General features: G+C 51.8%; 3 protein-coding genes and 6 rRNA genes. All 9 read left to right on the top strand.

What is annotated here, in order from left to right; genetic code table 11:
* Window positions 1–304: 304 nt before the first annotated feature.
* A 16S ribosomal RNA gene (locus LKI20_RS00805) occupies window positions 305–1,826 on the top strand.
* A gap of 378 nt (window positions 1,827–2,204) precedes the next feature.
* Window positions 2,205–5,262 (top strand): 23S ribosomal RNA (locus LKI20_RS00800).
* A gap of 161 nt (window positions 5,263–5,423) precedes the next feature.
* Window positions 5,424–5,540 (top strand): 5S ribosomal RNA (rrf, locus tag LKI20_RS00795).
* 314 nt (window positions 5,541–5,854) lie between these two features.
* Window positions 5,855–6,121 (top strand): type II toxin-antitoxin system RelB/DinJ family antitoxin, encoded by a 267-nt coding sequence (locus tag LKI20_RS00790; protein ID WP_291768530.1) that lies wholly within the window; start codon window positions 5,855–5,857, stop codon window positions 6,119–6,121.
* A 2-nt stretch (window positions 6,122–6,123) separates the two neighbouring features.
* The gene (locus tag LKI20_RS00785) at window positions 6,124–6,414 is read left to right on the top strand and encodes a type II toxin-antitoxin system RelE/ParE family toxin (protein ID WP_291768527.1); all 291 of its coding nucleotides are present in this window, start codon (window positions 6,124–6,126) and stop codon (window positions 6,412–6,414) included.
* A gap of 484 nt (window positions 6,415–6,898) precedes the next feature.
* A 16S ribosomal RNA gene (locus LKI20_RS00780) occupies window positions 6,899–8,420 on the top strand.
* Between the two features lie 378 nt (window positions 8,421–8,798).
* Window positions 8,799–11,856: ribosomal RNA gene (locus LKI20_RS00775) — 23S ribosomal RNA — on the top strand.
* 161 nt (window positions 11,857–12,017) lie between these two features.
* Window positions 12,018–12,134 (top strand): 5S ribosomal RNA (rrf, locus tag LKI20_RS00770).
* The 16S, 23S and 5S rRNA genes sit together here, the layout of an rRNA operon.
* A gap of 213 nt (window positions 12,135–12,347) precedes the next feature.
* On the top strand, window positions 12,348–13,835 hold the full coding sequence (locus LKI20_RS00765) for an MFS transporter (protein ID WP_291768524.1): 1,488 nt from the start codon (window positions 12,348–12,350) through the stop codon (window positions 13,833–13,835).
* The last annotated feature ends 36 nt before the right edge of the window (window positions 13,836–13,871 follow it).

Genomic DNA, 13,871 nt, shown 5'->3' with positions numbered 1-13,871 from the left:
GTGCGCCTATCAATTTGCATATCTACCCTCATCAGGGTAAGTTTATTACTCGCTGCTCAGCACGGCGGACATCTCCTCAAGGGAGTTGGAAAGCTTGCTGGTGTGGTGGTGGTTTGAGAACTCAAGAGCGTATTTGTACTACTTTTTATAGTCTTTTTTAATTGCCAGTTCGGTATGAGCTTCATTTTTTGGTGGAGTGCTTTGATTAGCTTAATGAGTACCGAGATTTTTGTGTGGTTCGTTTTTTAACGAATCCGTCAATATGAATTATATTTAAGGGTCATTTTTTGGGCTCTTCATTTTTTTTGTGGAGGGTTTGATTCTGGCTCAGGATGAACGCTGGCGGCGTGCTTAACACATGCAAGTCGAACGGGATCCATCAAGCTTGCTTGATGGTGAGAGTGGCGAACGGGTGAGTAATACGTGACTAACCTGCCTCATACACCGGAATAGCTCCTGGAAACGGGTGGTAATGCCGGATGCTCCAACATTTCACATGTTTTGTTGGGAAAGCGTTAGCGGTATGAGATGGGGTCGCGTCCTATCAGCTTGTTGGTGAGGTAATGGCTCACCAAGGCTTCGACGGGTAGCCGGCCTGAGAGGGCGACCGGCCACATTGGGACTGAGATACGGCCCAGACTCCTACGGGAGGCAGCAGTGGGGAATATTGCACAATGGGCGAAAGCCTGATGCAGCGACGCCGCGTGCGGGATGAAGGCCTTCGGGTTGTAAACCGCTTTTAATTGGGAGCAAGCGAAAGTGAGTGTACCTTTTGAATAAGCACCGGCTAACTACGTGCCAGCAGCCGCGGTAATACGTAGGGTGCAAGCGTTATCCGGAATTATTGGGCGTAAAGAGCTCGTAGGCGGTTTGTCACGCCTGGTGTGAAAGTCCATCGCTTAACGGTGGATCTGCGCCGGGTACGGGCAGGCTAGAGTGCAGTAGGGGAGATTGGAATTCCCGGTGTAACGGTGGAATGTGTAGATATCGGGAAGAACACCAATGGCGAAGGCAGATCTCTGGGCTGTTACTGACGCTGAGGAGCGAAAGCATGGGGAGCGAACAGGATTAGATACCCTGGTAGTCCATGCCGTAAACGGTGGATGCTGGATGTGGGACCCTTCCACGGGTTCCGTGTCGGAGCTAACGCGTTAAGCATCCCGCCTGGGGAGTACGGCCGCAAGGCTAAAACTCAAAGAAATTGACGGGGGCCCGCACAAGCGGCGGAGCATGCGGATTAATTCGATGCAACGCGAAGAACCTTACCTAGGCTTGACATGTTTCGGACAGCCCCAGAGATGGGGTTTCCCTTCGGGGCCGATTCACAGGTGGTGCATGGTCGTCGTCAGCTCGTGTCGTGAGATGTTGGGTTAAGTCCCGCAACGAGCGCAACCCTCGCCTTGTGTTGCCAGCACGTTATGGTGGGAACTCACAAGGGACCGCCGGGGTTAACTCGGAGGAAGGTGGGGATGACGTCAGATCATCATGCCCCTTACGTCTAGGGCTTCACGCATGCTACAATGGCCGGTACAACGAGATGCAACATGGCGACATGAAGCGAATCTCTTAAAACCGGTCTCAGTTCGGATTGGAGCCTGCAACTCGGCTCCATGAAGGCGGAGTCGCTAGTAATCGCGAATCAGCAACGTCGCGGTGAATGCGTTCCCGGGCCTTGTACACACCGCCCGTCAAGTCATGAAAGTGGGTAGCACCCGAAGCCGGTGGCCTAACCTTTTTGGAGGGAACCGTCTAAGGTGAGACTCGTGATTGGGACTAAGTCGTAACAAGGTAGCCGTACCGGAAGGTGCGGCTGGATCACCTCCTTTCTACGGAGAATTTAAGCCACGGTTTGTGGCGAACAGGTCATCAGCGCAGCAGGTTGTTGTGTGTGATGGCGTACTGGTGTGGATCAGTTAATGAAGACTGTATTGTGCAGATACGCTTTTGGGCTCCCGGATTGCCACTCGGCGATTCGACGCCCTGTCGTTGATACTTTCCATTGTTGTGGTTGGTTGATACGCCTGGTGCGGTGGCAGCTTGAGAACTGGATAGTGGACGCGAGCAAGCAGTTTTACTGCTTGCTGTATATTTCGATCGGGCTCTGTATAGAGTCCGTGTCGATCGTTTATGATCAATTAGTGTGATGATTTGTTGTCTAGGAATAAGCTAGTAAAGGCTTGCGGCAGGGCATATGTATGTTCGTATGTGTTGCTTGCAAGGGCATATGGTGGATGCCTTGGCAGATTGAACCGATGAAAGACGTATGAGGCTGCGATAAGCCTCGGGGAGCCGCCAACAGGGCTTTGATCCGAGGATTTCTGAATGTGGAAACACACCACCCGTTATGGGGTGGTACCGCTTAATGCGGGGGGTACGCAGGGAAGTGAAACATCTCAGTACCTGCAGGAAAAGATATTCCGTGAGTAGTGGCGAGCGAAAGCGGATCAGGCTAAACCGGTTGCGTGTGATAGCTGTCAGGCGTTGCGCAGTCGGTGTCGTGGGAAAGTATGTCCGGTCGCTGATGAGGCCGGCAACAGTAAAAAAACAATGTGTGAGACGAACAGGATTGAAAACCTGGCCGAAGAGGGTGATGGCCCCGTAGTCGAACGCGCGTTGTCTGTTGATTGCTTCTCCCAAGTAGTACGGGACTCGAGGAATCCCGTGCGAATCCGTCCAGACCGTTGGATAAGCCTAAATATTTCAATCTGACCGATAGCGTACAAGTACCGTGAGGGAAAGGTGAAAAGTACCCCGGGAGGGGAGTGAAATAGTTTCTGAAACCATGTGCTTACAAACCGTCGGAGCCTTTCGGGGTGACGGCGTGCCTATCGAAAAATGAGTCTGCGAGTCAGTGATATGTGGCAAGGTTAACCCGGGTGGGGGATCCGTAGCGAAAGCGAGTCTTAAAAGGCGTTTTAGTCGCATGTCCTGGACCCGAAGCGGGATGATCTAGCCCTGAGCAGGTTGAAGCGCGGGTAAGACCGCGTGGAGGACCGAACCCACTTAGGTTGAAAACTGAGGGGATGACTTAGGGTTAGGGGTGAAAGGCCAATCAAATTCCGTGATAGCTGGTTCTCTCCGAAATGCATTTAGGTGCAGCGTCGTTTTATTGCTTCCAGGGGGTAGAGCTACTGGATGCTTGCGGGCCCATATCGGGTACCAACAGCAGCCAAACTCCGAATACCTGTGAAGTTTACAACGGCAGTGAGTCTGCGGGGGATAAGCTTCGTAGTCAAAAGGGAAACAGCCCAGATCGTCGTCTAAGGTCCCTAAGCGTGTGCTAAGTGGGAAAGGATGTGGAGTCGCATAGACAGCCAGGAGGTTGGCTCAGAAGCAGCCACCCTTGAAAGAGTGCGTAACAGCTCACTGGTCTAGTGGTTCCGCGCCGACAATGTAGCGGGGCTCAAGCACACCACCGAAGACGCGACATTAGTCTTATGGCTAATGGGTAGGAGAGCGTTCTGTACGGGGCGAAGCGGCGAGGGAACTCAGCCGTGGACTGTACAGAAGTGAGAATGCAGACATGAGTAGCGAAATGGGAGTGACAATCTCCCACGCTGGATGACTAAGGGTTCCAGGGCCACGTTCATCGTCCCTGGGTTAGTCGGGTCCTAAGGCGAGGCCGACAGGCGTAGTCGAATGGATGAAGGAGTTGATATTCTCCTACCGGCTTTTAACCGTCAAATCCGAGATTTGGGGTACTAACCTCCTCGTTGACTTGAGGCAACCTTCGGGTTGTTGATGGTTTTCGGGTTGGGACCTTCCCTTACAGTAGGACAGCACAGGAGTGACACAGAATGGTAACCGGCTGCGGAGGTGGTTTTCCGTGGTTAAGCACGCAGGGTGTCTGGTAGGTAAATCCGCCAGATATAGCCCGAGGTGTGATGATGGGGGCTTTTTAGCCCGAACTCGGCGATCCAGGCTGTCAAGAAAAACTTCGGTGTTAGGTTGTTAGCCGCCCGTACCCTAAACCAACACAGGTGGTCAGGTAGAGAATACCAAAGCGATCGAGCGAATCCTGGTCAAGGAACTCGGCAAATTACTCCCGTGCCTTCGGTATAAGGGAGACCCGTCTCGGTGGACTTCTTCACGGAGCGAGCTGTAGCGGGTGGCACAGACCAGGGGGTAGCGACTGTTTACCAAAAACACAGGTGCATGCGAAGACGAAAGTCGCTGTATATGCACTGACGCCTGCCCGGTGCCGGAAGGTTAAGAGGATCTGTCAGCTTCGGCGAAGCAGTGAATTTAAGCCCCGGTAAACGGCGGTGGTAACTATAACCATCCTAAGGTAGCGAAATTCCTTGTCGGGTAAGTTCCGACCTGCACGAATGGCGTAACGACTTCCCCACTGTCTCGACCAGGAGCTCGGCGAAATTGCAGTACGAGTAAAGATGCTCGTTAAGCGCAGAAGGACGAAAAGACCCCGGGACCTTTACTATACCTTGGTATTGGTATTAGGTGCGAACTGTGTAGCATAGGCGGGAGACTTTGAAGCTTGGGTGCCAACTCGAGTGGAGTCAACAATTGAAATACCGCTCTGTTCTCATTTGATATCTAACCTCGATGTGTTATCCACATCAGGGACAGTGCCTGGCGGGTAGTTTAACTGGGGCGGTTGCCTCCTAAAGAGTAACGGAGGCGCTCAAAGGTTCCCTCAGCCCGGTTGGCAATCGGGTGTTGAGTGTAATTGCACAAGGGAGCTTGACTGTGAGACTGACAGGTCGAGCAGGGACGAAAGTCGGAAATAGTGATCCGGTGCCGGTGTACGGACGCGGCATCGCTCAACGGATAAAAGGTACCCCGGGGATAACAGGCTGATCATTCCCAAGAGTCCATATCGACGGGATGGTTTGGCACCTCGATGTCGGCTCGTCGCATCCTGGGGCTGTAGCAGGTCCCAAGGGTTCGGCTGTTCGCCGATTAAAGCGGCACGCGAGCTGGGTTCAGAACGTCGTGAGACAGTTTGGTCTCTATCCTCTGCGCTCGTTGGAATTTTGAGAAGACCTGCCCATAGTACGAGAGGACCTGGGTGGACGAACCTCTGGTATGCCAGTTGTCGCGCCAGCGGCACGGCTGGTTAGCTACGTTCGGAAGGGATAACCGCTGAAAGCATCTAAGCGGGAAGCCTGCTTCAAGATTAGAATTCCGTGAGACCTTGAGTCTCTGAAGACTCCATGTAGAACACATGGTTGATAGGCCGGATGTGGAAGCCCTGTGAGGGGTGGAGCTGACCGGTACTAACAGTCGAAAGGCAATCATACTTCATTCAACTTTAGGGTTGGATGGATACCGTAAGTCCTTCTAGCAATATGACTTCAACAAGGAGCACTTGTTGATTCACAAACGATATACATCGCGTCCACTATCCGGTTCCCAAGCGGCCACATACCATTCCTGTAACACGGGGATGACAATTCAAGATTTGCGGCGACCATAGCCTAGGGGAAACGCCCAGCTCCATTCCGAACCTGGAAGCTAAGACCTAGCACGGCGATGGTACTGCACTCGTTAGGGTGTGGGAGAGTAGCACGTTGCCGCTTTACACGTTACCAGAACCCCGAGTAGGAACACCTACCCGGGGTTCACTCATACCCACACACCACAAACAAAAAAACAACCTTTATCGGTGTTCGCAAAGAAGCGAACATAATGTATATTATCGGCTATTCCGCTATTGCGAGTACATCAGCCTTTCACACGGAATACACTAGGCGTCTCGTTTGCTTCGTGGAAGTGCAATAGAACGCATTTATGAGCTTCACCTTTGATGAAAAATTGATATCTCTTGCTATTACTACACTATTGTATGACAATAGATAAACAGTGTAAGACGAAAGTAAAGGTTGATAGCACCATGGCGACTATTACTGTACGAGTGGACGATGAGACCAAACTGAAGGCCTCTGATATCGCAGAGGACTTCGGCTTCGATCTTTCCTCTGTCACAAGGGCGTTCTATCGCCAGATGGTGCGGGAACGTCGTATTCCGTTGAACCTCAGTTATGAGCCTATCCCCAATGAGCAGACTCTCGCCGCGATTCGTGAGGCGGAGGAGATCGCGCAGACCGGACGTCAGCGTTTCAAGAACGCTGACGAGATGTTTGATTCTTTGGGAATCTGACCATGCTCGTTCCCGAATACACCTCAGGCTTTGAGCGCGATGTGAAAAGAATGACCAGGAAACATATGGACACCGAGGGCCTACGCCGTGTAATTCGTCTCGTACTTGCAGACAACGAAGAGTCTCGCGATGAGCTACGGCGCAGGCATCGTGCCCATAGGCTCACTGGCGATTGGAGTGGAGTGCTCGAGTGCCACATCGACAACCGTCTCGATTGTCTGCTGATATGGCGTACATCCAGCGGTACTGCCGTATTCCTGCGTGTGGGCAGCCACGACGAACTATTCCATTAGAATCCGTGGCCAATATGCCGGCGTCTACGGCAGCCCAGCTGAAGTGAACCTGCAACACGCCGAAGGGAAGAAATATTTGAGGTATTTTGGTGACTTCGAGATGTATGCAAAGCAAAGAATGGAAGAAACCAGCAAATACGACACGCCGAAATATCGGCTGTATTGCAGCGTTTGTCAAAATCCAGCGAGGGATGATTTGCACAGGTGGGGCATCTCGTGTAAATTGTCCTCTTGCTGCCCGACAGCGAGAAGAAATCTTCGAGATGACTTCAAAGGTCTGGTGTGGTGGTGGTTTGAGAACTCAAGAGCGTATTTGTACTACTTTTTATAGTCTTTTTTAATTGCCAGTTCGGTATGAGCTTCATTTTTTGGTGGAGTGCTTTGATTAGCTTAATGAGTACCGAGATTTTTGTGTGGTTCGTTTTTTAACGAATCCGTCAATATGAATTATATTTAAGGGTCATTTTTTGGGCTCTTCATTTTTTTTGTGGAGGGTTTGATTCTGGCTCAGGATGAACGCTGGCGGCGTGCTTAACACATGCAAGTCGAACGGGATCCATCAAGCTTGCTTGATGGTGAGAGTGGCGAACGGGTGAGTAATACGTGACTAACCTGCCTCATACACCGGAATAGCTCCTGGAAACGGGTGGTAATGCCGGATGCTCCAACATTTCACATGTTTTGTTGGGAAAGCGTTAGCGGTATGAGATGGGGTCGCGTCCTATCAGCTTGTTGGTGAGGTAATGGCTCACCAAGGCTTCGACGGGTAGCCGGCCTGAGAGGGCGACCGGCCACATTGGGACTGAGATACGGCCCAGACTCCTACGGGAGGCAGCAGTGGGGAATATTGCACAATGGGCGAAAGCCTGATGCAGCGACGCCGCGTGCGGGATGAAGGCCTTCGGGTTGTAAACCGCTTTTAATTGGGAGCAAGCGAAAGTGAGTGTACCTTTTGAATAAGCACCGGCTAACTACGTGCCAGCAGCCGCGGTAATACGTAGGGTGCAAGCGTTATCCGGAATTATTGGGCGTAAAGAGCTCGTAGGCGGTTTGTCACGCCTGGTGTGAAAGTCCATCGCTTAACGGTGGATCTGCGCCGGGTACGGGCAGGCTAGAGTGCAGTAGGGGAGATTGGAATTCCCGGTGTAACGGTGGAATGTGTAGATATCGGGAAGAACACCAATGGCGAAGGCAGATCTCTGGGCTGTTACTGACGCTGAGGAGCGAAAGCATGGGGAGCGAACAGGATTAGATACCCTGGTAGTCCATGCCGTAAACGGTGGATGCTGGATGTGGGACCCTTCCACGGGTTCCGTGTCGGAGCTAACGCGTTAAGCATCCCGCCTGGGGAGTACGGCCGCAAGGCTAAAACTCAAAGAAATTGACGGGGGCCCGCACAAGCGGCGGAGCATGCGGATTAATTCGATGCAACGCGAAGAACCTTACCTAGGCTTGACATGTTTCGGACAGCCCCAGAGATGGGGTTTCCCTTCGGGGCCGATTCACAGGTGGTGCATGGTCGTCGTCAGCTCGTGTCGTGAGATGTTGGGTTAAGTCCCGCAACGAGCGCAACCCTCGCCTTGTGTTGCCAGCACGTTATGGTGGGAACTCACAAGGGACCGCCGGGGTTAACTCGGAGGAAGGTGGGGATGACGTCAGATCATCATGCCCCTTACGTCTAGGGCTTCACGCATGCTACAATGGCCGGTACAACGAGATGCAACATGGCGACATGAAGCGAATCTCTTAAAACCGGTCTCAGTTCGGATTGGAGCCTGCAACTCGGCTCCATGAAGGCGGAGTCGCTAGTAATCGCGAATCAGCAACGTCGCGGTGAATGCGTTCCCGGGCCTTGTACACACCGCCCGTCAAGTCATGAAAGTGGGTAGCACCCGAAGCCGGTGGCCTAACCTTTTTGGAGGGAACCGTCTAAGGTGAGACTCGTGATTGGGACTAAGTCGTAACAAGGTAGCCGTACCGGAAGGTGCGGCTGGATCACCTCCTTTCTACGGAGAATTTAAGCCACGGTTTGTGGCGAACAGGTCATCAGCGCAGCAGGTTGTTGTGTGTGATGGCGTACTGGTGTGGATCAGTTAATGAAGACTGTATTGTGCAGATACGCTTTTGGGCTCCCGGATTGCCACTCGGCGATTCGACGCCCTGTCGTTGATACTTTCCATTGTTGTGGTTGGTTGATACGCCTGGTGCGGTGGCAGCTTGAGAACTGGATAGTGGACGCGAGCAAGCAGTTTTACTGCTTGCTGTATATTTCGATCGGGCTCTGTATAGAGTCCGTGTCGATCGTTTATGATCAATTAGTGTGATGATTTGTTGTCTAGGAATAAGCTAGTAAAGGCTTGCGGCAGGGCATATGTATGTTCGTATGTGTTGCTTGCAAGGGCATATGGTGGATGCCTTGGCAGATTGAACCGATGAAAGACGTATGAGGCTGCGATAAGCCTCGGGGAGCCGCCAACAGGGCTTTGATCCGAGGATTTCTGAATGTGGAAACACACCACCCGTTATGGGGTGGTACCGCTTAATGCGGGGGGTACGCAGGGAAGTGAAACATCTCAGTACCTGCAGGAAAAGATATTCCGTGAGTAGTGGCGAGCGAAAGCGGATCAGGCTAAACCGGTTGCGTGTGATAGCTGTCAGGCGTTGCGCAGTCGGTGTCGTGGGAAAGTATGTCCGGTCGCTGATGAGGCCGGCAACAGTAAAAAAACAATGTGTGAGACGAACAGGATTGAAAACCTGGCCGAAGAGGGTGATGGCCCCGTAGTCGAACGCGCGTTGTCTGTTGATTGCTTCTCCCAAGTAGTACGGGACTCGAGGAATCCCGTGCGAATCCGTCCAGACCGTTGGATAAGCCTAAATATTTCAATCTGACCGATAGCGTACAAGTACCGTGAGGGAAAGGTGAAAAGTACCCCGGGAGGGGAGTGAAATAGTTTCTGAAACCATGTGCTTACAAACCGTCGGAGCCTTTCGGGGTGACGGCGTGCCTATCGAAAAATGAGTCTGCGAGTCAGTGATATGTGGCAAGGTTAACCCGGGTGGGGGATCCGTAGCGAAAGCGAGTCTTAAAAGGCGTTTTAGTCGCATGTCCTGGACCCGAAGCGGGATGATCTAGCCCTGAGCAGGTTGAAGCGCGGGTAAGACCGCGTGGAGGACCGAACCCACTTAGGTTGAAAACTGAGGGGATGACTTAGGGTTAGGGGTGAAAGGCCAATCAAATTCCGTGATAGCTGGTTCTCTCCGAAATGCATTTAGGTGCAGCGTCGTTTTATTGCTTCCAGGGGGTAGAGCTACTGGATGCTTGCGGGCCCATATCGGGTACCAACAGCAGCCAAACTCCGAATACCTGTGAAGTTTACAACGGCAGTGAGTCTGCGGGGGATAAGCTTCGTAGTCAAAAGGGAAACAGCCCAGATCGTCGTCTAAGGTCCCTAAGCGTGTGCTAAGTGGGAAAGGATGTGGAGTCGCATAGACAGCCAGGAGGTTGGCTCAGAAGCAGCCACCCTTGAAAGAGTGCGTAACAGCTCACTGGTCTAGTGGTTCCGCGCCGACAATGTAGCGGGGCTCAAGCACACCACCGAAGACGCGACATTAGTCTTATGGCTAATGGGTAGGAGAGCGTTCTGTACGGGGCGAAGCGGCGAGGGAACTCAGCCGTGGACTGTACAGAAGTGAGAATGCAGACATGAGTAGCGAAATGGGAGTGACAATCTCCCACGCTGGATGACTAAGGGTTCCAGGGCCACGTTCATCGTCCCTGGGTTAGTCGGGTCCTAAGGCGAGGCCGACAGGCGTAGTCGAATGGATGAAGGAGTTGATATTCTCCTACCGGCTTTTAACCGTCAAATCCGAGATTTGGGGTACTAACCTCCTCGTTGACTTGAGGCAACCTTCGGGTTGTTGATGGTTTTCGGGTTGGGACCTTCCCTTACAGTAGGACAGCACAGGAGTGACACAGAATGGTAACCGGCTGCGGAGGTGGTTTTCCGTGGTTAAGCACGCAGGGTGTCTGGTAGGTAAATCCGCCAGATATAGCCCGAGGTGTGATGATGGGGGCTTTTTAGCCCGAACTCGGCGATCCAGGCTGTCAAGAAAAACTTCGGTGTTAGGTTGTTAGCCGCCCGTACCCTAAACCAACACAGGTGGTCAGGTAGAGAATACCAAAGCGATCGAGCGAATCCTGGTCAAGGAACTCGGCAAATTACTCCCGTGCCTTCGGTATAAGGGAGACCCGTCTCGGTGGACTTCTTCACGGAGCGAGCTGTAGCGGGTGGCACAGACCAGGGGGTAGCGACTGTTTACCAAAAACACAGGTGCATGCGAAGACGAAAGTCGCTGTATATGCACTGACGCCTGCCCGGTGCCGGAAGGTTAAGAGGATCTGTCAGCTTCGGCGAAGCAGTGAATTTAAGCCCCGGTAAACGGCGGTGGTAACTATAACCATCCTAAGGTAGCGAAATTCCTTGTCGGGTAAGTTCCGACCTGCACGAATGGCGTAACGACTTCCCCACTGTCTCGACCAGGAGCTCGGCGAAATTGCAGTACGAGTAAAGATGCTCGTTAAGCGCAGAAGGACGAAAAGACCCCGGGACCTTTACTATACCTTGGTATTGGTATTAGGTGCGAACTGTGTAGCATAGGCGGGAGACTTTGAAGCTTGGGTGCCAACTCGAGTGGAGTCAACAATTGAAATACCGCTCTGTTCTCATTTGATATCTAACCTCGATGTGTTATCCACATCAGGGACAGTGCCTGGCGGGTAGTTTAACTGGGGCGGTTGCCTCCTAAAGAGTAACGGAGGCGCTCAAAGGTTCCCTCAGCCCGGTTGGCAATCGGGTGTTGAGTGTAATTGCACAAGGGAGCTTGACTGTGAGACTGACAGGTCGAGCAGGGACGAAAGTCGGAAATAGTGATCCGGTGCCGGTGTACGGACGCGGCATCGCTCAACGGATAAAAGGTACCCCGGGGATAACAGGCTGATCATTCCCAAGAGTCCATATCGACGGGATGGTTTGGCACCTCGATGTCGGCTCGTCGCATCCTGGGGCTGTAGCAGGTCCCAAGGGTTCGGCTGTTCGCCGATTAAAGCGGCACGCGAGCTGGGTTCAGAACGTCGTGAGACAGTTTGGTCTCTATCCTCTGCGCTCGTTGGAATTTTGAGAAGACCTGCCCATAGTACGAGAGGACCTGGGTGGACGAACCTCTGGTATGCCAGTTGTCGCGCCAGCGGCACGGCTGGTTAGCTACGTTCGGAAGGGATAACCGCTGAAAGCATCTAAGCGGGAAGCCTGCTTCAAGATTAGAATTCCGTGAGACCTTGAGTCTCTGAAGACTCCATGTAGAACACATGGTTGATAGGCCGGATGTGGAAGCCCTGTGAGGGGTGGAGCTGACCGGTACTAACAGTCGAAAGGCAATCATACTTCATTCAACTTTAGGGTTGGATGGATACCGTAAGTCCTTCTAGCAATATGACTTCAACAAGGAGCACTTGTTGATTCACAAACGATATACATCGCGTCCACTATCCGGTTCCCAAGCGGCCACATACCATTCCTGTAACACGGGGATGACAATTCAAGATTTGCGGCGACCATAGCCTAGGGGAAACGCCCAGCTCCATTCCGAACCTGGAAGCTAAGACCTAGCACGGCGATGGTACTGCACTCGTTAGGGTGTGGGAGAGTAGCACGTTGCCGCTTTACACGTTACCAGAACCCCGAGTAGGAACACCTACCCGGGGTTCACTCATACCCACACACCACAAACAAAACATGTCTATAGTCATCTGATAGTGTTCTGGTGTTTATGCTTGGCGGTTCAGCATCTTTTATGCTCGACCGATTCATATCTACTTCTTAGATACTTCTCAACCAAGCCCTAGAAAGGTTCGCCGGGAACGGCCTCTTAGATTTATGACTACAAAGAATGAGATTTTTGTTCAGGATCAACCGACTCAAAACACTGATCTGCAAGATGCGACAATTCCTAAGAAGTTACTTGGTGCTGTAATCGCAACAGGAACATTGACTTTTATAGGCATTCTTACCGAGACAGTGATGAATGTCCTGTTCCCTGTCTTAATGAAGGAATTCTCTGTCGGCACGTCGACCATCCAGTGGCTGACCACTGGTTATCTACTGGTAGTGTCTTTGACGGTTACTCTCTCGTCCTATTTCAAACGGCGCGTGACCTTACGCGTGCAGTTTATGATTGCAGTGTCTCTGTGCTTATTAGGGGCGATTGTTGCCGTCAGCTCACTGAACTTCCCTATGCTGCTCGCCGCAAGGCTATTACAAGGTTGTGGTACTGGCATTGCTCTACCACTGATGTTCAATATTATTTTGGAACAATCCCCGAAATCGAAAATCGGGCAATTGATGGGTATCGGTAACCTCGTCTGTGCATCAGCCCCTGCACTGGGACCGACTTTTGGCGGTGTTGTCGCCTCTGTGATGTCTTGGAGATGGGTATTCGTATTTATCATTCCTTTCCTGTTGGTGGCGCTGGTCGTAGGCCTGCGCTGCATTGAACAGACTGAGCCGACAGTTGCAGCTCGCTTTAGCGCACTTCAGCTACTCACTGTGGCCATAGGATTCACATCGGTACTATTCGCGATTGAACAGATTGGTGCAGCGATTACCTCTGCATCAACAAATAACAGCTCCTTCCTAAACACCTTAATTGTGGCGGGACTATTGCTCATTCTTGGAATAGCTGCGTTGCTAATCTTTTCCCAGATATCACGAAAGTCATTTTCTCCACTAATCCGCTTAGGCGTATTAGCTAGTGCTAGCTTCAGATGGCATCTATTGTCATATGTACTATTTCCGTTTATCACCATCGGTTTGGGATTTGTGATACCCACAGTAATTCAAATTGGTTTGGGAGGAAGCTCGTTGACTGCCGGATTGGTAGTACTCCCAGGTGCAGTGTTTGGCGCCATTATGGCACCACTAGGAGGAATGCTTCTTGACAGAATAGGCGCAGTCAAGCCAATCTTTGCTGGTTTTATAGTAGCGTTCTGTGGGTTGTTGCTTCTTACCGTGTTTGGAACTCGCACGGGAGTAGTGGCCTTAGGTGCGTACTACATGGTATATATGCTGGGATTTTCGACTGCGTATTCAAATATTATGACTGATGCGCTTAATGAGCTTCCACCAGCTTTGAAAGCGGATGGTAACGCAATGTTTAGCACTCTCCAACAGTTGATGGGGGCAGTTGGTACCACAGTGATGTCAGTGTTTATTGCGGTAGCACAGGCCGGCCATGGGTCTACTGGAAGCAAACAATACGCAACAGCAACTATTACTGGGTCACAATATGCTTTTGTTTGTGTGAGCGCGGTAGTGGTGATTGCTGCTCTATCAATGCTGAGGGCTGCAACAGTGCGCAAGGCCTAGACGCATCTCATACCACGCCTAAAGACACATACCCTT

It is taken from the genome of Bifidobacterium sp. (assembly GCF_022647885.1).
In the GTDB taxonomy this organism is placed as follows: Bacteria; Actinomycetota; Actinomycetes; order Actinomycetales; family Bifidobacteriaceae; genus Bombiscardovia.
Note: the sequence above shows the minus strand (reverse complement) of the source record. Positions and strands in the feature narration are given on the sequence as shown.

Bases quoted from the DNA above. Each gene is read 5' to 3' on its own strand.
- LKI20_RS00790 (WP_291768530.1), top strand. From the start codon at position 5,855: ATGGCGACTATTACTGTACGAGTGGACGATGAGACCAAACTGAAGGCC.
- LKI20_RS00785 (WP_291768527.1), top strand. From the start codon at position 6,124: ATGCTCGTTCCCGAATACACCTCAGGCTTTGAGCGCGATGTGAAAAGA.
- LKI20_RS00765 (WP_291768524.1), top strand. From the start codon at position 12,348: ATGACTACAAAGAATGAGATTTTTGTTCAGGATCAACCGACTCAAAAC.